Here is a 19,491-nt window from a genome sequence, read left to right on the forward strand (position 1 = left end):
GGTAAGGCTCACCTAACTTACATGGAGGTTCGTTCCACGTGAACCAGTCGCGTCCCAAGGTCAAGAAGTCGCGTGCGCTCGGCATCGCGCTGACCCCCAAGGCCGTCAAGTACTTCGAGGCCCGCCCCTACCCGCCGGGCGAGCACGGCCGGGGCCGCAAGCAGAACAGTGACTACAAGGTCCGTCTGCTCGAGAAGCAGCGTCTGCGTGCCCAGTACGACATCAGCGAGCGCCAGATGGCGCGTGCCTACGACCGCGCTCGGAAGGTCGAAGGCAAGACCGGCGAGGCGCTGATCATCGAGCTTGAGCGCCGTCTGGACGCGCTCGTCCTGCGGTCGGGTATCGCCCGCACGATCTACCAGGCCCGCCAGATGGTCGTCCACGGCCACATCGAGGTCAACGGCCGCAAGGTCGACAAGCCGTCCTTCCGCGTCCGTCCCGACGACGTCGTGATGGTCCGCGAGCGCAGCCGCGAGAAGCACCCCTTCCAGGTCGCCCGCGAGGGTGGCTACGCCCTCGACGGTGAGACCCCGCGCTACCTGCAGGTCAACCTCAAGGCCCTGGCCTTCCGCCTGGACCGCGACCCGCAGCGCAAGGAGATCCCGGTGATCTGCGACGAGCAGCTCGTCGTCGAGTACTACGCCCGCTGACCCGGCGGTACGTACAGCTCTCCGCACGCGGCCCGCGTGCCTCCCGCCGACTCCGGTCGGCGCGGGGGCCGCGGGCCGTCGTCGTCCCCGGCCGGCCCGGCGAGCACCCGGGCCACCGTCGCCGCCGGGCCGGCGTGCCGCCCGGCCGCCACCGCCCGCCGGTACCCCTCCTCGCCCAGCGCGGCCCGGGCCTGCTCCGCGCACATCAGATGCGGGGCGTCGAAGTGCCGGGAGCCGAACCGCTCGGTGCCCAGCCCCCGCCAGCCCGCCTCGGCCGCGCCCTGCAGCCGGGCCGCCAGCTCCGGGTCCGCCTCCGCCACCAGCGACGCCAGCAGTTCCAGCGCCACCACCATGCCGACCTCGTCGCGGACCGGCTGCTTGAGCGCCAGGCACTCGTGCAGCAGCCGCCGCGCCCCCTGGTCGTCCCCCTCCGCCCGGCGGACGAACGCCAGCACGTACAACGCGTACGACCGGGCCCACCGCTCCCCGGCCGCACCCGCGGTCCCGGCCGCCTCCTCGCACAGCGCGCGGGCCGCCGCCAGGTCCCCATCGAAGGCCAGCGCCTGCGCCAGCTGCACCCGCGCCATCAGCACCAGCGGCTGCCGCGGGTCCTGGGCCCCCAAATGCTCCAGCGCCTCGCGCAGCAGGGCGGCCGCCCGGCGCAGGTCGCCGCCGATCAGCGCGGCCGCCCCCAGGACCTGGGTGGCGTGCGCGGCGGCCGTCCGGTCCCCGCGGTCGGCTGCCACCGCGGCGCACTCGCGCAGCAGTCCGAGTGCGGCCCCCGCCTCCCCGCGCGCCACCGCGGTGAGGCCCGCCACCCACAGCGCCTTGGCGCGGGCCTCCGGGCGCCCGCAGTCCAGTGCCAGCGCCCGCTCCAGCCAGCCGCCGCCCTCGGCCGGCCGGCCGCAGCCGATCCAGCAGAACCACAGGGTGCCGGCGAGGTACTGGCCCACGTGCGCCTCGCCGGGCGTCCGCAGGCAGTACTCCAGCGCCAGCCGCAGGTCGGGCAGCTCCCGCTCCAGCCGCTCCGCCACCTCCGCCTGCCGGCCGCTGTTCCACTCCAGCTCGCACCAGGTCGCCACGCCCAGGTACCAGTCGCGGTGCCGCCGGCGCAGCCGCTCGGTCTCGCCCAGCTCGGCCAGCCAGCGGGCACCGTAGGCGCGCACCGTGCCCAGCATCCGGTAGCGGACCTGCCCGGCCGCCTCCTCGCGCACCACCAGGGACTGGGTCACCAGGGAGGCCAGCGTGGCGAGCGTGTCCTCCTCCGCGGGGCCGGGGCCCACGCAGACGTACTCCACCGCCTCCAGGTCGAACTCGCCGCCGAACACCGACAGCCGCGCCCACAGCAGCCGCTCCTGCGGGGTGCACAGCTCATGGCTCCAGCCGATCGCCGTCCGCAGCGTCCGGTGCCGGTGGTGCCCGCCCCGGCCCGCCGCGTCCAGCAGCGTCAGCGGGTCCTCCGGCCGCGCCGCGAGCTGCTCCACGGTCAGGGCGCGCAGCCGCCGCGCGGCCAGCTCCAGCGCCAGCGGGATGCCGTCCAGCCGGCGGCACAGTTCGGCCACCGCGGCCCGGCGCCGCTGCCCATCGCCGGTGAAGCCGGGCAGCACGGCGGCCGCCCGCTCGGCGAACAGGGCGGCCGCGTCCGGTTCGGTGCGCATCGGCCCCAGCGGGAAGCAGTGCTCGCCCGGCGCCTCCAGCGGACGCCTGCCGGTCACCAGGACGCGCAGCCCCGGCGCCCGGCCCAGCAGGGTGCCCAGCAGCGCCGCGCACTCGTCGGCCAGGTGCTCGCAGCCGTCCAGCACCAGCAGGGCCGCACCGTCCGCCACCCGCCCGGCGACCAGGTCCGCCGCCGGGTCCGGCTCCGCGGGCTCCAGGCCGAGCGCCGCCGGCACCGCCCGGCACAGGTCGTCCCCGGAGCGCAGGTCGGAGAGCGCGACCAGCCACACCCCGGCGCAGAAGCGATCCTTCGCCCGCCGGGCCAGCTCCAGTGCCAACCGCGTCTTGCCCACCCCGCCGATCCCGGTGACGGTCACCAGCCGGGCGCGGGCCAGCAGCCCGTCCAGCGCGGCGAGCTCGGCGGTCCGGCCGACGAACCGGTCGACCGGGGCCGGGAGGTCGCCCGGGGCGGCCGGGTGCGAAGGTCGTCCCATGGAACACGGAGCGTACTGAACGGTATGCGCACCGTACAATCCGGACCGGCCGTGGCGTCCGGAGCCGCTCCTTATCCGTTACGGGGGCGCCCTCCCGGCGCGATAAGGTCGATACCTGCCAAACGACGACCTGCAAGGAGCGGTGCAACGTGTCCGGTGGAGAGGTGGCCGGGATTCTCGTGGCCGTCTTCTGGGCGATCCTCGTGTCGTTCCTCGCGCTCGCGCTGGTGAGGCTCGCGCAGACGCTCAAGGCGGCCACCAAACTGGTGGCGGACGTGACGGAACAGGCCGTGCCGCTGCTCGGCGAGGCGTCCGCGACCGTCCGCTCCGCCAACACCCAGCTCGCCCGGGTGGACTCGATCACGGCGGACGTCCAGGAGGTCACCGCGAACGCCTCCGCGCTGTCCTCGACGGTCTCCTCCGCCTTCGGCGGGCCGCTGGTGAAGGTCGCGGCCTTCGGCTACGGCGTACGGCGCGCGATCGGCCGCAAGGCACCCGAGGCCGAGACGCGCCCGGACCGCACCGTCATCGTCGGCAAGACCCTGCCGTCCGCCCGCCGGGGCGGGCGCCGCAACCGTGGATCGAAGGGCTGAGGGACCGCTATGTTCCGCCGCACGTTCTGGTTCGGCACCGGCATCGCAGCCGGCGTCTGGGCCACCACCAAGGTCAACCGCAAGCTCAACCAGCTCACCCCGGAGAGCCTGGCGGCGCAGGCCGCCGACCGGGCGGTGCTGGCGGGCCGGCGGGTCAAGCTCTTCGCGCTCGACGTGCGCGAGGGCATGGCCGACCGTGAGGCGGCACTCCGCGACGCGCTGGGCCTGACCGGCGCACCCGACGCCCGCGAGGCCCGCGAAATCACCGCACGGCCCGCCGCCGTCCCGCTCGATCCGACCCACCCCGCCAACAACCGCACCACCGGAAAAGAGGACCACTGATGGAGTCGGCTGAAATCCGCCGCCGCTGGCTGCGCTTCTTCGAAGAGCGTGGGCACACCGTCGTGCCGTCGGCGTCGCTCATCGCGGACGACCCGACGCTGCTGCTGGTCCCCGCGGGCATGGTCCCCTTCAAGCCGTACTTCCTCGGCGAGGTCAAGCCGCCCTTCGCGCGCGCCACCAGCGTGCAGAAGTGCGTCCGCACCCCGGACATCGAGGAGGTCGGCAAGACCACCCGGCACGGCACCTTCTTCCAGATGTGCGGCAACTTCTCCTTCGGCGACTACTTCAAGGAAGGCGCCATCAAGCTCGCCTGGGAGCTGCTGACCGCCCCGGTGGCGGACGGCGGCTACGGGCTTGAGCCGGAGAAGCTGTGGATCACCGTCTACCAGGACGACGACGAGGCCGAGCGCATCTGGCGCGACGTCATCGGCGTGCCCGCCGAGCGCATCCAGCGCCTGGGCATGGGCCCCAACTTCTGGTCGATGGGCGTCCCCGGCCCGTGCGGCCCCTGCTCCGAGATCAACTACGACCGCGGCCCCGAGTTCGGCGAGGAGGGCGGCCCGGCGGTCAACGACGAGCGCTACGTGGAGATCTGGAACCTGGTCTTCATGCAGTACGAGCGCGGTGAGGGCTCCGGCAAGGAGGACTTCCCGATCCTGGGCGACCTGCCCAGCAAGAACATCGACACCGGTCTCGGCCTCGAACGCCTCGCCATGATCCTGCAGGGCGTGCAGAACATGTACGAGACCGACACCCTGCGCGTCGTGATGGACAAGGCCACCGAGCTGACCGGGGTCCGCTACGGTGCCGACGCCGCCTCCGACGTCTCGCTGCGCGTGGTCGCCGACCACATCCGCACCTCGGTGATGCTCATCGGCGACGGCGTCACCCCCGGCAACGAGGGCCGCGGCTACGTGCTGCGCCGCATCATGCGCCGCGCCATCCGCAACATGCGGCTGCTGGGCGCCACCGAACCGGTGATCGGCGAGCTGGTCGGCACGGTCATCGAGACGATGGGGCAGCAGTACCCGGAGCTGGTCACCGACCGCAAGCGCATCGAGACCGTCGCGCTCGCCGAGGAGGGGGCCTTCCTGAAGACCCTCAAGGCCGGCACCAACATCCTGGACACCGCCGTCACCGAGACCAAGGCCGCCGGCGGTGCCGTCCTCCCCGGTGACAAGGCGTTCCTGCTCCACGACACCTGGGGCTTCCCGATCGACCTCACCCTGGAGATGGCCGCCGAGCAGGGGCTGTCCGTGGACGAGGACGGCTTCCGCCGCCTGATGAAGGAGCAGCGGGAGCGCGCCAAGGCCGACGCCAAGGCCAAGAAGACCGGCCACGCCGACCTGTCGGCCTACCGCGAGATCGCCGACACCGCCGGCGCCACCGACTTCACCGGCTACCTCTCCACCGAGGGCGAGTCGACCGTCGTCGGCCTGCTGGTCGACGGTGTCCCCGCCCCGGCCGCCTCCGAGGGCGACGAGGTCGAGGTGATCCTGGACCGCACCCCGTTCTACGCCGAGGGCGGTGGCCAGATCGGCGACTCCGGCCGGATCCGGCTCGACACCGGTGCCGTCATCGAGGTGCGGGACGTCCAGAAGCCGGTCCCGGGCGTGCACGTCCACAAGGGCGTCGTCCAGGTCGGCGAGGTGACCGTGGGCGCCTCCGCCCACGCCGCCATCGACGTCACGCGCCGGCGTGCCATCGCCCGCGCCCACAGCGCCACCCACCTCACCCACCAGGCGCTGCGGGACGCCCTGGGCCCGACCGCCGCCCAGGCCGGCTCGGAGAACTCGCCCGGCCGCTTCCGCTTCGACTTCGGCTCCCCGAGCGCGGTGCCCGGCACGGTCCTCACCGACGTCGAGCAGAAGATCAACGAGGTGCTGTCCCGGGAACTCGACGTGCAGGCCGAGGTGATGAGCCTGGACGACGCCAAGAAGCAGGGCGCCATCGCCGAGTTCGGCGAGAAGTACGGCGATCGGGTGCGGGTGGTCACCATCGGCGACTTCTCCAAGGAGCTGTGCGGCGGCACCCACGTGCACAACACCGCCCAGCTGGGCCTGGTGAAGCTGCTCGGCGAGTCGTCGATCGGCTCCGGCGTGCGCCGTATCGAGGCCCTGGTGGGCGTGGACGCCTACAACTTCCTCGCCCGGGAGCACACCGTCGTCGCCCAGCTCACCGAGCTGCTCAAGGGGCGCTCGGAGGAGCTGCCGGACCGGATCGCCGGAATGCTGGCCAAGCTCAAGGACGCCGAGAAGGAGATCGAGAAGTTCCGCGCGGAGAAGGTGCTGGCCGCCGCCGCCGGGCTCGCCGAGAGCGCCCGGGACGTCCGGGGCGTCGCCGTGGTGACCGGTCAGGTGCCGGACGGCACCGGCGCCGACGACCTGCGCAGGCTGGTGCTGGACGTGCGCGGCCGCATCCCCGGTGACCGGCCCGCCGTCGTCGCCCTCTTCACCACCTCCGGCGGCCGCCCGCTGACCGTCATCGCCACCAACGAGGCTGCCCGCGAGCGCGGGCTGAAGGCCGGCGAGCTGGTCCGTACCGCGGCCAAGACGCTCGGCGGCGGCGGTGGCGGCAAGCCGGACGTCGCCCAGGGCGGCGGTCAGAACCCGCAGGCCATCGGCGAGGCCATCGAGGCCGTCGAGCGTCTCGTGGCCGAGCAGGCATGACGCTGCGGCGCGGCAGACGCATCGCGGTCGACGTCGGGGACGCCCGGGTCGGGGTCGCCTCGTGCGACCCCGACGGGATCCTCGCCACGCCGGTGGAGACCGTGCCGGGACGTGACGTCCCGGCCGCCCACCGGCGCCTGGCGGCGATCGTGGAGGAGTACGAGCCCATCGAGGTGGTGGTCGGGCTGCCCCGCTCGCTCAGCGGGCGGGAGGGCCCGGCCGCGGCAAAGGTGCGCGCGTTCGCCCGCACCCTGGCCCAGCGCGTCGCGCCGGTCCCGGTGCGGCTGGTGGACGAGCGCATGACCACCGTCACGGCGACCCAGTCCATGCGGGCCTCCGGGGTCAGCAGCAAGAAGGGCCGGGCGTCGGTCGACCAGGCCGCCGCGGTGGTGATCCTGCAGAACGCGCTGGAGACCGAACGGGTGTCCGGCGAGCCGCCGGGCGAGGGCGTCGAAGTGGTCATCTGATCGCGATACGGTAACGTTCCGCGCGTCCAGGGCAGCCGCACGCCCGCGCCACGCGCGCACACCACCCCGGCTGCCGTCCCGCGGCACTAGGGGATCGATGACTGAGTATGGCCGGGGCCCCGGCTCCCAACCGTGGCATCCCGAGGACCCGCTGTACGGGGATCCGGGATGGCACGGGCAGCAGCCCGGGGCCGGTCACGATCCCTACGCGGCGGATCCGCTGGGGCAGCAGTCCTACCCGCAGGATCCTTACGGCGTCCCGCAGCACCAGCACCCCGGGCACTACCCCGATCAGCATCCGGAGCCGTACCAGCAGCACGGCGGGCAGCACGCCCCGCACGGCGCGCAGTACCCGCAGCACGGCGAGCGGTACCCGCACTCCCCGGACCCCGACCCCGCCCAGGCGCAGTGGCAGGGGCAGGGGCAGGGGCAGGGGCAGCAGGCCGGTTACCCCGGGCAGCCCGGGCCGGCCTACGCCGACGGATCCGTCCCGGCCGGGCAGGCGCACTACGGCGACGGCGGGAGCGGCGGCTGGGACCCCGGTTACGGGGCCGCGGACCCCACCGACCCGTACCAGCAGCCCACCGATCCGTACACCGGCGCCCAGCCGGACTACTACGCCACCCCGGACGCCTACCCGCCGCCTGAGCCGCCCTACGCGCGTCACGAGGACGGTGCGCCGGCCGAGCCGGGCCACCCCGGGCAGCCGTACCGGGAGCCGGACGGCGGGCACCCCGCCGGGGAACCGGAGCCCGTCGCGGCCATGGCCGCGGCCGGCCCGGACACCGCGGCCTCCCCGGCGGAGCGGACCGACGGCGGCGCCCCGGAGGCCGACCGCCTGCCCGGCGGTGCGCTGCCCCGGCACTCCACCGACGACGACGACTTCGACGACGAGTCCACCGACGGCGGCCGGGACCGCCGCGGCAAGAAACCCAAACGCCGCAGCGGTCTCGCCTGCCTGGTCGTGGCGGTCGTGCTGACCGGCTTCACCGGCGGCGTGGCCTACGTCGGCTACGGGCTCTGGCAGAGCCACTTCGGCGCGCCCCCGGACTACTCCGGCGACGGCACCGGGGAGGTCGCCGTCGAGGTGCCGGAGGGTGCCGTCATCGCGGACATCGGCAACATCCTCAAGGGCGAGGGGGTGGTCAAGAGCACCGACGCCTTCATCGAGGCCGCCAACGACCACCCCAAGGGCGGCAGCATCCAGCCCGGGGCGTACACCCTGCGCAAGGAGATGTCCGCCGAGGCGGCCGTCGAGATGATGACCGACCCGGCCAGCATGAACGGTCTGATCGTCACCGAGGGCATGCGCAACGTGCAGGTCTACGCCGCGATCGACAAGAAGATCGGCCTCAAGGCGGGCACCACCGAGGGCGTCGCCAAGCGCGAGGCGGACGACCTCGGCCTGCCCGACTGGGTCGAACACGGCCCCAAGGTCAAGGACCCGCTGGAGGGCTTCCTCTTCCCGGCCCGCTACAGCGTCGGCAAGGACGCCAAGCCCGAGGCGGTGCTGCGCCAGATGGTGCAGAACGCCACGAAGGAGTACGCCAGGCACGACCTGGCGGGCAAGGCCGAGGAGCTCGGCCTGGACTCCCCGATGGAACTGATCACCGTGGCCAGCCTGGTGCAGGCCGAGGGCGTCACCCACGACGACTTCCGGAAGATGTCCGAGGTCATCTACAACCGCCTCAAGCCGGGTAACGCCGAGACCGTCGGCCAGCTCCAGTTCGACTCGACGTACAACTACGCGAAGAACCAGAGCGAGATCGACATCACGCTGGAAGAGATCAAGAACCTGGACCACCCCTACAACACCTACTTCTACAAGGGGCTGCCGCCGGGACCGATCGGGAACCCGGGCGCGGACGCGCTGAACGCCGCGCAGAACCCGACCCACGACGGCTGGTACTACTTCATCTCCCTCGACGGCAAGACCACGAAGTTCACCCGGACCTACGCCGAACACGACAAGCTCGTCGACCAGTTCAACGAGAGCCGTCGGAACGACTGAGGAACACCCGCACATGACGTACACCCACCGCGCGGCGGTCCTCGGCTCGCCGATCGCCCACTCCCTCTCCCCGGTGCTGCACCGCGCCGCCTACGCGGACCTGGGGCTGACCGGGTGGACCTACCACCGCTTCGACGTGGACGAGGCGGGGCTGCCGGACTTCATCACCGGGCTGGACCGCCGGATCTGGGCCGGGCTGTCGCTGACCATGCCGCTCAAGCGCGCGGTCATCCCGCTGCTCGACGAGATCACCGCCACCGCCGCGGCCGTGGAGGCGGTGAACACCGTGGTGTTCACCGAGGACGGCCGCGGGACCGGCGACAACACCGACATCCCGGGGATCACGGCGGCCCTCGCCGAGCGCGGGGCGGAGAAGGCGGATCGCGCGGCGGTGCTCGGCGCCGGGGCCACCGCCGCCTCGGCCCTCGCCGCGCTGGCCGGCATCTGCCCCGGCGAGGTCACCGCCTACGTCCGCAGCGCGGCCCGCGCCGAGGAGATGCGCCGCTGGGGCGAGCGGCTGGGGACGCCGGTGCGGATCGCCGACTGGGCGGACGCCGCGGAGGCGTTCAGCGCGCCGCTGGTCATCGCCACCACCCCGGCCGGCGCCACCGACGCGCTGGCCGGGGCCGTCCCGGAGCGTCCCGGGGCCCTGTTCGACGTGCTCTACGACCCCTGGCCGACGCCGCTGGCCGCGGCCTGGTCGGCGCGCGGCGGCACCGTACTGGGCGGTCTCGACCTCCTCGTCCACCAGGCGGTGCTGCAGGTCGAGCAGATGACCGGGCGGTCGCCGGGGCCGCTGGCGGCGATGCGCGCGGCGGGGGAGGCGGCGCTCGCGGCGCGTCGCCGGTGACCGCCGGGCGGCAGCCGCGGGACCGGCCGCCGCCGGACGGCGAGGCCCGGGCCGGCGAGGTGCCGTATCCCCATGCGGACACCGGTCCCACTTGCTGAGACCGCGTCCAGGGCGTCCCCATGGACGTGGGAGGATCTGAGGTGGCGGGCCCGGGCCGCGCACCCGGCGCGTCACCTACCGCTTAAGGCGCGAGCAAGAGGAGCACCGTTGAGCAGGTTGCGCTGGCTGACCGCGGGGGAGTCGCACGGCCCCGCACTGGTGGCGACGCTGGAGGGGCTGCCCGCCGGTGTGCCGATCACCACCGACATGGTGGCGGACGCCCTCGCCCGGCGGCGGCTCGGCTACGGCCGCGGTGCCCGCATGAAGTTCGAGCGCGACGAGGTCACCTTCCTCGGCGGGGTGCGCCACGGACGCACCCTCGGCAGCCCGGTCGCGATCATGGTCGGCAACACCGAATGGCCCAAGTGGGAGCAGGTGATGGCGGCCGACCCGGTGGACGACGAGGTGCTCGCCGGACTGGCCCGCAACGCGCCCCTCACCCGGCCCCGCCCCGGCCACGCGGACCTCGCGGGGATGCAGAAGTACGGATTCGACGAGGCCCGGCCGATCCTGGAGCGCGCCAGCGCCCGGGAGACCGCCGCCCGGGTCGCGCTGGGCGCGGTGGCCCGCTCCTACCTCAAGGAGACCGCCGGCATCGAGATCGTCTCGCACGTGGTGGAACTCGCCGCCGCCAAGGCGCCCTACGGTGTGCTCCCCGGGCCGGCGGACGTCGAACGGCTGGACGCCGACCCGGTGCGCTGCCTGGACGCCGACGCGAGCGCGGCGATGGTCGCCGAGATCGACCAGGCGCACAAGGACGGCGACACCCTCGGCGGCGTCGTCGAGGTGCTGGCCTACGGCGTGCCGGTGGGCCTCGGCTCGCACGTCCACTGGGACCGGCGGCTGGACGCCCGGCTGGCGTCCGCCCTGATGGGCATCCAGGCCATCAAGGGCGTCGAGGTCGGCGACGGTTTCGACCTGGCCCGGGTGCCCGGCTCCCAGGCGCACGACGAGATCCTCACCACCCCGGAGGGGATCAGGCGGGCCTCCGGGCGTTCCGGCGGCACCGAGGGCGGCCTGACCACCGGCGAACTGCTGCGGGTCCGTGCCGCGATGAAGCCGATCGCCACCGTGCCCCGGGCGCTGGCCACCGTCGACGTCACCACCGGCGAACCGGCCCAGGCCCACCACCAGCGCTCGGACGTGTGCGCGGTGCCGGCCGCGGGCATCGTCGCGGAGGCGATGGTGGCGCTGGTGCTGGCCGACGCGGTCGCGGAGAAGTTCGGCGGCGACAGCGTCACCGAGACGCGGCGCAACGTGCGCGGCTTCCTCGACAACCTCGCCATCCGATGACCGGCCCGGCCGTGGTCCTGGTCGGACCGATGGGGGTCGGCAAGACCACCGTGGGGCGGCTGCTCGCCGAACGGCTGGGCACCGCGTTCCGCGACACCGACGCCGACATCGTCGCCGCCACCGGCAAGGAGATCTCCGCGATCTTCATCGACGAGGGCGAGCCGCACTTCCGTGCGCTGGAGCGGCAGGCGGTCCGGGACGCCGTCGCCGGCCACACCGGGGTGCTGGCGCTCGGCGGCGGCGCCGTCATGGACGAGGGCACCCGCGCCCTGCTCGCCGGACTGCCGGTCGTCTTCCTGGAGATGGGCGTCTCCGAAGCCGTCAAGCGGACCGGCCTGGACGCTCCGCGCCCCCTGCTGGCGGTCAACCCCCGGCAGCGCTGGCGTGAACTGATGGAGCAGCGCCGCCCGTTCTACACCGAGGTGGCGCGCGCGGTGGTCTCCACCGAGGGCCGCGGCCCCGAGGCCGTCGCCGAGGCGGTGCTCGACGCACTGGAACTGAAGGCGCAATCGCCGGGGGGCGTCACCCCCGGCCGGGAGGAACACCCGTGACCGAACACGTCACCCGTATCCAGGTCGGCGGCAGCCAGGGCGGCGACCCGTACGAGGTCCTGGTCGGCCGGCAGCTCCTCGGCGAGCTGCCCGGTCTCATCGGCGGCGGCGCCGCGGGCAACGGCGGGGTCCGCAGGGTCGCGGTGCTCCACCCCGAGGCGCTGGCCGGGACCGGCGAGGCGATCCGTGCCGACCTCGCCGACCAGGGCTACGAGGCCATCGCGATCCAGCTGCCCAACGCCGAGGAGGCCAAGACCGTCGAGGTCGCCGCCTACTGCTGGAAGGCGCTGGGACAGACCGGCTTCACCCGCAGCGACGTGATCGTCGGCGTCGGCGGCGGCGCCACCACCGACGTGGCCGGCTTCGTGGCCGCCAGCTGGCTCCGCGGGGTGCGCTGGATCGCGGTCCCCACCACCGTGCTCGGCATGGTGGACGCGGCGGTCGGCGGCAAGACCGGGATCAACACCGCCGAGGGCAAGAACCTGGTGGGCGCCTTCCACCCGCCCGCCGGTGTGCTGTGCGACCTGGCCGCGCTGGAGTCGCTGCCGGTCAACGAGTACGTCAGCGGCCTCGCCGAGATCATCAAGGCCGGCTTCATCGCCGACCCGGTGATCCTGGACCTGATCGAGGCGGACCCGGCCGCGGCCCGCACCCCCGAGGGCCCGCACACCGCGGAGCTGATCGAACGCTCCATCCGGGTCAAGGCGGAGGTGGTCTCCGCCGACCTCAAGGAGTCCGGGCTGCGGGAGATCCTCAACTACGGCCACACCCTGGCGCACGCGATCGAGAAGAACGAGCGCTACAAGTGGCGGCACGGCGCGGCGGTCTCCATCGGCATGGTCTTCGCCGCCGAGCTGGGCCGGCTCGCCGGCCGGCTGGACGACGCCACCGCGGACCGGCACCGCGCCGTACTGGAATCGGTGGGGCTGCCGCTGACCTACCGGGGCGACCAGTGGCCCCGGCTGCTGGAGACCATGAAGGTGGACAAGAAGTCCCGCGGCGACCGGCTCCGCTTCATCGTGCTGGACGGGCTCGCCCGGCCCACCGTGCTGGAGGGGCCGGACCCGGCGGTGCTGCTCGCCGCCTACGGCGAGGTCTCCGCGTGAGCGGCGGTCCGGCCGCCGGGCGGCGGGTCCTCGTGCTCAACGGGCCCAACCTGGGCCGGCTCGGCAGCCGGGAGCCCGACGTCTACGGCGCCACCTCCTACACCGGGCTGGTCGGCGAGTGCACCGCGCTCGGCAGGGAACTGGGCTTCGAGGTCGAGGTCCGGGAGACCAACGACGAGGGCGAGATCATCCGCTGGCTGCACGAGGCCGCGGACGGCCGCATCCCCGTCGTGATCAACCCCGGGGCGTTCACCCACTACTCCTACGGGATGCGGGACGCCGCGGCGCAGCGGACCGCGCCGCTGATCGAAGTGCACATCTCCAACCCGCACGCGCGCGAGGAGTTCCGTCACAACTCTGTCATCGCCGCGGTGGCCAGCGGCACCATCGCGGGCTTCGGGATCGGCTCCTACCGGCTCGCGCTGCGCGCGCTGGCCAGCGAAATGGCTGGTTGACGGGGTACCGGCGGGCATCCCGGGGCAACTGACGAACTGCCCCGGCCGTGCACACAGCGGCGGCCGGGGCAGGTACGGTTCGGTAGGAACGGCCAGGCCGTGTCACCATGCCGCACGCCAGTACGATTTCCCCGTCGCCCGCCACCACCCTCAACGGAGCCACCGGATGCAGCACGCAGTGGGAGCCCCGCTGCCACCACCTCACGGGCCAGGACAGCGCCCCGGTGGGGGCTGGACCCAGGACGCGAGCCACCATCCCGTTCCGCCTCCGGCGCACCCGGCCCAGCCCGCGCCCCCCGGCCACCCGGCTCCCGCACCCGGCCACCCCGCCGCGCCGCCGCCCCACCCGGGCCACCCGGCACCGCACCCGGCGCCGCACCCGGCCCCTTCGGCGCCGCCCCAGTCCGCTCCCGCGCCGCCGCCCGCGGCCGGGCAGATCGAGAGCTCGGTGACGACCGGCCACATCCAGCTGCCGCCCGGCGGACCGGTGCAGATGCCGCAGCACGCCCCGGCCGGCACGGCCGTGGTGGACGCCGCCCAGGCCGCCGTGGCGGTACTGCTCATCGGCCCCGCCGGGGCCGGCAAGACGACCGTCGCCCGGCACTGGGCGGACCGCCGCCGGGTGCCCACCGCGCACATCAGCCTGGACGACGTCCGCGAGTGGGTGCGGTCCGGTTTCGCCAACCCCCAGTCGGGGTGGAACGACAACTCCGAGGCGCAGTACCGGCTGGCCCGGCGCACCTGCGGCTTCGCCGCCCGCAACTTCCTGGCCAACGGCATCTCCTGCATCCTCGACGACGCCGTCTTCCCGGACCGGCCGGTGGTCGGACTCGGCGGCTGGAAACGGCACGTCGGCCCCGGGCTGCTGCCGGTGGTGATCCTGCCCGGCCTGGAGATCGTGCTGGAGCGGAACGCCAAGCGCAGCGGCAACCGGCGGCTCAGCGACGAGGAGGTCGCCCGGATCCACGGCCGGATGGCCGGGTGGTACGGCTCCGGCCTGCCCATCATCGACAACTCCGGCCACGACGTCGAGTCCACCGCACGGGTGCTGGACGAGGTGGTCGCCCGCTCCCTGGCCAGCCCGCCGAACTGGTAGCCGCCCCGCCGGGCCGGTCCCGTGGGGGCCGGTGCCGCCCCACCGGACCGGTGCCGGCCGGTCGCCCGGCGCGCCGCCGGGGGCGGCCCATGACGCGATGACGCCCATCCGGCCCCGCTCAACCGGCCGTCCGCCCCCGCCCTCCGTACGCTCGAAGACATGTCCGAGGTGTACGCGGCCCGACGTGCGCTCCTGCGCGAGCGGTACGCGACGGCCGGAGCCGAGGCCGCCGTCGTCTCCCGCCCCGCCAACGTGCGGTACCTGTGCGGCGGCGCGCCCGCCGGGGCGGCCCTGCTGCTCGGTCCCGCCGCCGGCCCCGAGGACCTGCTGGTCTGCCCGCCGGATCCGGTGCGGGAGCCGGGCCGCGAGCGCGTCGAGGAGCCGCTGCGGACGCTGCTGCTGCCGATGACGGAGGCGGAGGCCGACCCGGTGGTCACCGCGGCCGGGCTGGCGGCCTCGGCCGGGGCCGGTTCGCTCGCCGTCGAGGAGCACCATCTGAGCGTCGCCCGGCACCGGGCGGTGGCAGCCGCCGCGCCCCGGCTGCGGCTGACCGACCTCGCCTGCGCCGTCGAACAGCAGCGGCTGGTCAAGGACGAGGAGGAGATCTCCTGCCTGCGGATCGCCGCGGAGATCGCCGACCAGGCCCTCGGCGAGTTGCTGGAGTCGATCCTGGTGGGGCGGACCGAGCGCCATCTGGCGCTGGAACTGGAGCGCCGGCTGATCGACCACGGGGCGGACGGTCCGGCCTTCCCCACCGTGGTGGGCACCGGGGTCAACGCGGGCCGCCCCGGGCACACCCCGACCGACCGGCGGGTGGAGGAGGGGGACTTCCTCTGCATCTGCCTGGGCGCCGGGTACCGGGGTTACCGCAGCGAGGTGGGGCGCACCTTCGTCATCGGCACCACCCCGGCGGACTGGCAGATCGAGCTCTACGAGCTGGTGTTCGAGGCGCAGCGGGCGGGCCGGGAGGCGCTGGCGCCGGGCACCGCGTACCGGGACGTGGACGCCGCGGCCCGCCATGTGCTGGACGCCGCCGGGTACGGGGAGGGCTTCGGGGCCCGTACCGGGCACGGTGTGGGCCTGGAAATCGACGAGGACCCTCGGCTGTCACCGTCGGCCATGGGTAAACTGGACGCTTGCGTGCCGGTCACCGTCGAACCCGGGGTTCACCTCCCGGGCCGGGGCGGCGTCCGGATCGATGACACGCTCGTCGTCCGCCCCGAGGCGGATGGCGGGCCCGAGCTACTCACCATCACGACCAAGGAGCTGCTCGCGCTCTAGCCGTCACCGGCGTCGGCGCGCGGCATCTCCTGGTCCCACCAGCCTCAGCCCAGGAGATCCCGCAACCGTGGCATCCACGAACGACCTCAAGAACGGCATGGTGCTCAAGCTCGACGGCGGCCAGCTGTGGTCCGTCGTCGAGTTCCAGCACGTCAAGCCCGGTAAGGGCCCGGCCTTCGTGCGCACCAAGCTCAAGAACGTGCTCTCCGGCAAGGTCGTCGACAAGACCTTCAACGCCGGCGTGAAGGTCGAGACGGCCAACGTCGACAAGCGTGGGATGCAGTTCTCGTACATGGACGGCGACTACTTCGTCTTCATGGACATGGACACGTACGACCAGCTGCACATCGACCGCAAGACGGTCGCCGACGCCGCGAACTTCCTGATCGAGGGTTTCGAAGCCGTCGTGGCGCAGAACGAGGGCCAGGTGCTCTACGTCGAGCTCCCGGCCGCCGTCGAGCTCACCATCCAGCACACCGAGCCCGGTGTGCAGGGCGACCGCTCCACCGGCGGTTCCAAGCCGGCCACGCTGGAGACCGGCTACGAGATCCAGGTCCCGCTCTTCATCACCACGGGCGAGAAGATCAAGGTCGACACCCGTACCGGTGAGTACCTCGGTCGGGTGAACAGCTAACCGTGGCAGCCCGTAACAAGGCCCGCAAGCGCGCCTTCCAGATCCTCTTCGAGGCCGACCAGCGCGGCAGCTCCGTGCAGACCGTCCTCGCGGACTGGATCCGGCACGCCCGGACCGACGACCGGCAGCCGCCCGTCACCGAGTACACGATGCAGCTGGTCGAGGGGTACGCGCAGCACACGGACCGCATCGACGAGCTGATCGCCACCTACGCGGTGGGTTGGACGCTGGACCGGATGCCGGTCGTGGACCGGAACATCCTCCGGCTCGGCGCCTACGAGCTGCTCTGGGAGGACCAGACGCCGGACGCGGTGGTGATCGACGAGGCGGTGCAGCTCGCCAAGGAGTTCTCCACCGACGACTCCCCGGCCTTCGTCAACGGCCTTCTCGGCCGTTTCAAGGAACTGAAGCCCGGCCTGCGCCGCGAGCAGTAGTCGCACGCGGCGACGGCGGCCGTACGGCTGCGGACGGGCCCGGTGCCTCCCTTGCCGAGGGGGAGGCACCGGGCCCGTTTCGCCGTGTCCGGCGCCACGCTGCGCACCGGCGGGCGTACCCGGCTCGCCGCGGCGGAAATGCCGCCGGGGGCGGCGGAATCCCAGCCGGATTCCGCCGCCCCCGGCGGCACGTTTCTGCAATCGGAGCGGTGGGCTTGCCGGCCCGCCGACCGGTGATCCGGCCCCGGCTCAGACGTCCTCGTGCTGGACCGCACGACGGGCGTCCGCGCCCAGCACGCCCCAGCTGATCAGCTGCTCGGTCAGCACCGACGGCGACTGGTCGTAAATGACGGCGAGGGTGCGCAGGTCGTCCTGGCGGATCGACAGGACCTTGCCGTTGTAATCGCCCCGCTGGCTCTGGATGGTCGCGGCGTACCGCTGCAACGGCCCCGCCTTCTCGGCCGGCACATGGGCCAGGCGCTCAAGGTCGAGGACGAGCTTCGGCGGCGGCTCGGCAGCCCCGCCGGGCGTGGTGCCCGGCAGCAGCTCCTGGACCGGGACGCCGTAGAAGTCCGCCAGCTCGGCAAGGCGCTGAACGGTCACGGCACGGTCGCCGCGCTCGTAAGAACCCACCACCACGGCCTTCCAGCGGCCCTGGGACTTCTCCTCGACGCCGTGGAGGGAAAGGCCCTGCTGGGTGCGGATGGCGCGAAGCTTGGCCCCGAGTTGTTTGGCGTATTCGCTGGACATAAAGCTCCCCGGACGCTGTATCGACGTGCGGCTCCGCCGCGCGGCTCGTAACTCACTGTGAGATTACGCAGCGTAATTTCCATTCGTCAAGCCGAATGAACCCCGGGGTCCGCCGTCAGGGGTGATGAAGGCCTGCCCGGTTGACCCTGCTACTGTGAATGGCGCAATTCCGACGTCCTTTAAAGTCCGTCCCGTGAGGCGGAGAAGGAGGTCCGTTTCGTATGGACGCAATCAGCCCGCACTCGATGCAGGGCAGCCAGGCCCGCGCCGTTCTGGAGGCGCCGGACATCGCCCGGGTGCTCACCCGCATCGCCCACGAGATCGTCGAGCGCGCCAAGGGCGCCGAGGACGTGGTCCTCCTGGGCATCCCCACCCGCGGGGTCTTCCTCGCCCGGCGGCTGGCCGCCAAGCTCGCGGAGATCACCGGCCGCGACATCCCGGTGGGCTCGCTCGACATCACCATGTACCGCGACGACCTGCGGCTGCGCCCGGCCCGGGCGCTGGCCCGCACCGAGATCCCGGGTGACGGGATCGAGGGGCGCGTGGTCATCCTCGTCGACGACGTGCTCTTCTCCGGCCGCACCATCCGCGCCGCCCTGGACGCGCTGAACGACATCGGCCGCCCGCGCGCCGTGCAGCTCGCGGTCCTGGTCGACCGGGGCCACCGGGAACTGCCGATCCGCGCCGACTACGTCGGCAAGAACCTCCCCACCTCGCTGCGCGAGACGGTCAAGGTGCACCTCACCGAGGAGGACGGGCGCGACAGCGTCCTCCTGGGTCTGAGCGAGCCTCCGCCGCCCGCCGGCCGGTAGCGACGCATGGCGGGGCCGGCCCCCGGGGCCGCCCCGGGAACGCGCCGGCCGCCGCGGCGGCGGACGGAGGGCGGGGCCACCCCGCCGCCGCCACGCCCCGCACCGTCCCGTGCCGCCCCGCCGCGCGCCACTGCCGACCCGCGGACGCAGCCGCCCGCCACGCCCCCGAGGGCGCTCCAAGCGGCCGCCGCCCGCCGCCCTGCGCAAGGAGCCGGGCGCGGTCCCGCACGCCGACCACCCGCAACACACACGGAGTAACCGGATGAAGCGCCACCTCATCTCGGCCGCCGACCTCACCCGCGACGACGCCGTCCTGATCCTCGACACCGCAGAGGAACTGGCCCGGGTCGCGGACCGGCCGATCAAGAAGCTGCCCACCCTGCGCGGCCGTACCGTGGTCAACCTCTTCTTCGAGGACTCGACCCGCACCCGCATCTCGTTCGAGGCGGCCGCCAAGCGGCTGTCGGCGGACGTCATCAACTTCTCCGCCAAGGGCTCGTCGGTCTCCAAGGGCGAATCCCTCAAGGACACCGCGCTCACCCTGGAGGCGATGGGCGCCGACGCGGTCGTCATCCGCCACCACGACTCCGGCGCCCCGCACCGGCTCGCCACCTCCGGCTGGATCGGCGGCTCCGTCGTCAACGCCGGAGACGGCACCCACGAGCACCCCACCCAGGCGCTGCTGGACGCCTTCACCATGCGCCGCCACCTCGCCGCCGGCGCCGGCCGCGACCTGTCCGGCCGCCGCATCACCATCGTCGGCGACGTGCTGCACAGCCGGGTCGCCCGCTCCAACGTGCACCTGCTGACCACCCTCGGCGCCGAGGTGACCCTGGTGGCCCCGCCCACCCTGGTCCCCATCGGCGTGGAGCGGTGGCCCTGCGAGGTCTCCTACGACCTGGACGCGGTCCTCCCCGAGTCCGACGCCGTGATGATGCTCCGCGTCCAGCGCGAACGCATGAACGCCGCCTTCTTCCCCACCGAGCGCGAGTACGCCAGGCGCTACGGCCTGGACGGCGCCCGGATGGCCCGGATGCCCGAGCACGCCGTGGTGATGCACCCCGGTCCGATGAACCGCGGCATGGAGATCACCGCCGAGGTCGCCGACTCCCCGCGCTGCACCGCCGTCGAGCAGGTCGCCAACGGCGTCAGCATCCGGATGGCCGTGCTCTACCTGCTGCTCGGCGGAGCCGTGCTCGACGAGCCGTCCGCCCCCGACGAATCCCGCACCGAGGAGAACAAGTAATC

At 73.5% G+C, this 19,491-nt stretch carries 19 protein-coding genes; 17 read left to right on the plus strand and 2 right to left on the minus strand.

Annotated elements, in window-relative coordinates; genetic code table 11:
- Positions 1–38 precede the first annotated feature (38 nt).
- A complete protein-coding gene (rpsD, locus tag ACH4B3_RS09555; protein ID WP_197991176.1) occupies positions 39–650 on the plus strand; it encodes a 30S ribosomal protein S4 in 612 nt (203 codons plus the stop codon).
- Here rpsD and ACH4B3_RS09560 read toward each other — a convergent pair.
- A complete protein-coding gene (locus ACH4B3_RS09560; RefSeq protein ID WP_398462173.1) occupies positions 638–2,800 on the minus strand; it encodes an ATP-binding protein in 2,163 nt (720 codons plus the stop codon). The genes rpsD and ACH4B3_RS09560 overlap by 13 nt on opposite strands.
- Positions 2,801–2,949: 149 nt before the next feature.
- Here ACH4B3_RS09560 and ACH4B3_RS09565 point away from each other — a divergent pair, with 149 nt between their 5' ends.
- The 14 genes from ACH4B3_RS09565 (at position 2,950) to nusB (ending at position 16,681) form a co-directional block, all read left to right on the plus strand.
- Entirely contained in the window at positions 2,950–3,393 is a 444-nt protein-coding gene (locus ACH4B3_RS09565) for a DUF948 domain-containing protein (RefSeq protein ID WP_398462174.1), read from the plus strand.
- A gap of 9 nt (positions 3,394–3,402) precedes the next feature.
- Positions 3,403–3,735, plus strand: coding sequence for a DUF6167 family protein (locus tag ACH4B3_RS09570; RefSeq protein ID WP_398462175.1), 333 nt, complete (start codon positions 3,403–3,405; stop codon positions 3,733–3,735).
- On the plus strand, positions 3,735–6,404 hold the full coding sequence (gene alaS / locus ACH4B3_RS09575; RefSeq protein ID WP_398462176.1) for an alanine--tRNA ligase: 2,670 nt from the start codon (positions 3,735–3,737) through the stop codon (positions 6,402–6,404). Before ACH4B3_RS09570 ends, alaS begins: the two co-directional genes overlap by 1 nt.
- On the plus strand, positions 6,401–6,871 hold the full coding sequence (gene ruvX / locus ACH4B3_RS09580) for a Holliday junction resolvase RuvX (protein WP_398462177.1): 471 nt from the start codon (positions 6,401–6,403) through the stop codon (positions 6,869–6,871). The genes alaS and ruvX overlap by 4 nt, the downstream gene beginning before the upstream one ends.
- Before the next feature lie 97 nt (positions 6,872–6,968).
- Positions 6,969–8,882 carry an endolytic transglycosylase MltG gene (mltG, locus tag ACH4B3_RS09585; protein ID WP_398462178.1) on the plus strand — a complete coding sequence of 638 codons (1,914 nt, stop codon included), beginning with the start codon at positions 6,969–6,971 and terminating at the stop codon, positions 8,880–8,882.
- A gap of 13 nt (positions 8,883–8,895) precedes the next feature.
- Positions 8,896–9,732 carry a shikimate dehydrogenase gene (locus tag ACH4B3_RS09590; RefSeq protein WP_398462179.1) on the plus strand — a complete coding sequence of 279 codons (837 nt, stop codon included), beginning with the start codon at positions 8,896–8,898 and terminating at the stop codon, positions 9,730–9,732.
- Between the two features lie 207 nt (positions 9,733–9,939).
- Positions 9,940–11,124, plus strand: a complete 1,185-nt coding sequence (gene aroC / locus ACH4B3_RS09595) for a chorismate synthase (RefSeq protein WP_398462180.1) — start codon at positions 9,940–9,942, stop codon at positions 11,122–11,124.
- Positions 11,121–11,675: a shikimate kinase gene (locus ACH4B3_RS09600; RefSeq protein WP_398462181.1), complete on the plus strand. Its 555-nt coding sequence runs from the start codon at positions 11,121–11,123 to the stop codon at positions 11,673–11,675. The genes aroC and ACH4B3_RS09600 overlap by 4 nt, the downstream gene beginning before the upstream one ends.
- Positions 11,672–12,781, plus strand: a complete 1,110-nt coding sequence (aroB, locus tag ACH4B3_RS09605) for a 3-dehydroquinate synthase (protein WP_398462182.1) — start codon at positions 11,672–11,674, stop codon at positions 12,779–12,781. The genes ACH4B3_RS09600 and aroB overlap by 4 nt, the downstream gene beginning before the upstream one ends.
- A complete protein-coding gene (gene aroQ / locus ACH4B3_RS09610; RefSeq protein ID WP_398462183.1) occupies positions 12,778–13,236 on the plus strand; it encodes a type II 3-dehydroquinate dehydratase in 459 nt (152 codons plus the stop codon). The genes aroB and aroQ overlap by 4 nt, the downstream gene beginning before the upstream one ends.
- A gap of 166 nt (positions 13,237–13,402) precedes the next feature.
- Positions 13,403–14,332 (plus strand): Pro-rich N-terminal domain-containing protein, encoded by a 930-nt coding sequence (locus tag ACH4B3_RS09615; protein ID WP_398462184.1) that lies wholly within the window; start codon positions 13,403–13,405, stop codon positions 14,330–14,332.
- A gap of 159 nt (positions 14,333–14,491) precedes the next feature.
- The gene (locus ACH4B3_RS09620) at positions 14,492–15,613 is read left to right on the plus strand and encodes a M24 family metallopeptidase (protein WP_398462185.1); all 1,122 of its coding nucleotides are present in this window, start codon (positions 14,492–14,494) and stop codon (positions 15,611–15,613) included.
- Between the two features lie 67 nt (positions 15,614–15,680).
- Positions 15,681–16,247 (plus strand): elongation factor P, encoded by a 567-nt coding sequence (gene efp / locus ACH4B3_RS09625; RefSeq protein ID WP_398462186.1) that lies wholly within the window; start codon positions 15,681–15,683, stop codon positions 16,245–16,247.
- A 2-nt stretch (positions 16,248–16,249) separates the two neighbouring features.
- Positions 16,250–16,681: a transcription antitermination factor NusB gene (gene nusB, locus ACH4B3_RS09630; RefSeq protein ID WP_398462187.1), complete on the plus strand. Its 432-nt coding sequence runs from the start codon at positions 16,250–16,252 to the stop codon at positions 16,679–16,681.
- Between the two features lie 249 nt (positions 16,682–16,930).
- Here the strand turns inward: nusB and bldD are convergent, their stop codons facing one another.
- Positions 16,931–17,431 carry a transcriptional regulator BldD gene (gene bldD, locus ACH4B3_RS09635; protein WP_135337455.1) on the minus strand — a complete coding sequence of 167 codons (501 nt, stop codon included), beginning with the start codon at positions 17,429–17,431 and terminating at the stop codon, positions 16,931–16,933.
- Between the two features lie 221 nt (positions 17,432–17,652).
- Between bldD and pyrR the strand changes: the two genes are divergently transcribed.
- Positions 17,653–18,243 carry a bifunctional pyr operon transcriptional regulator/uracil phosphoribosyltransferase PyrR gene (gene pyrR / locus ACH4B3_RS09640; protein WP_398462188.1) on the plus strand — a complete coding sequence of 197 codons (591 nt, stop codon included), beginning with the start codon at positions 17,653–17,655 and terminating at the stop codon, positions 18,241–18,243.
- A gap of 262 nt (positions 18,244–18,505) precedes the next feature.
- Positions 18,506–19,489, plus strand: coding sequence for an aspartate carbamoyltransferase catalytic subunit (locus ACH4B3_RS09645; RefSeq protein WP_398462189.1), 984 nt, complete (start codon positions 18,506–18,508; stop codon positions 19,487–19,489).
- Positions 19,490–19,491: the final 2 nt, after the last annotated feature.

It is taken from the genome of Streptomyces sp. NPDC018031 (assembly GCF_044327625.1).
GTDB lineage: Bacteria > Actinomycetota > Actinomycetes > Streptomycetales > Streptomycetaceae > Streptomyces.

What these genes read in the sequence shown, in the direction of transcription:
- ACH4B3_RS09560 (WP_398462173.1), bottom strand. Translation starts at nt 2,800, where the DNA reads ATGGGACGACCTTCGCACCCGGCCGCCCCGGGCGACCTCCCGGCCCCG.
- ACH4B3_RS09570 (WP_398462175.1), top strand. Translation starts at nt 3,403, where the DNA reads ATGTTCCGCCGCACGTTCTGGTTCGGCACCGGCATCGCAGCCGGCGTC.
- alaS (WP_398462176.1), top strand. Translation starts at nt 3,735, where the DNA reads ATGGAGTCGGCTGAAATCCGCCGCCGCTGGCTGCGCTTCTTCGAAGAG.
- ruvX (WP_398462177.1), top strand. Translation starts at nt 6,401, where the DNA reads ATGACGCTGCGGCGCGGCAGACGCATCGCGGTCGACGTCGGGGACGCC.
- mltG (WP_398462178.1), top strand. Translation starts at nt 6,969, where the DNA reads ATGACTGAGTATGGCCGGGGCCCCGGCTCCCAACCGTGGCATCCCGAG.
- ACH4B3_RS09590 (WP_398462179.1), top strand. Translation starts at nt 8,896, where the DNA reads ATGACGTACACCCACCGCGCGGCGGTCCTCGGCTCGCCGATCGCCCAC.
- ACH4B3_RS09600 (WP_398462181.1), top strand. Translation starts at nt 11,121, where the DNA reads ATGACCGGCCCGGCCGTGGTCCTGGTCGGACCGATGGGGGTCGGCAAG.
- ACH4B3_RS09615 (WP_398462184.1), top strand. Translation starts at nt 13,403, where the DNA reads ATGCAGCACGCAGTGGGAGCCCCGCTGCCACCACCTCACGGGCCAGGA.
- ACH4B3_RS09620 (WP_398462185.1), top strand. Translation starts at nt 14,492, where the DNA reads ATGTCCGAGGTGTACGCGGCCCGACGTGCGCTCCTGCGCGAGCGGTAC.
- bldD (WP_135337455.1), bottom strand. Translation starts at nt 17,431, where the DNA reads ATGTCCAGCGAATACGCCAAACAACTCGGGGCCAAGCTTCGCGCCATC.
- pyrR (WP_398462188.1), top strand. Translation starts at nt 17,653, where the DNA reads ATGGACGCAATCAGCCCGCACTCGATGCAGGGCAGCCAGGCCCGCGCC.
- ACH4B3_RS09645 (WP_398462189.1), top strand. Translation starts at nt 18,506, where the DNA reads ATGAAGCGCCACCTCATCTCGGCCGCCGACCTCACCCGCGACGACGCC.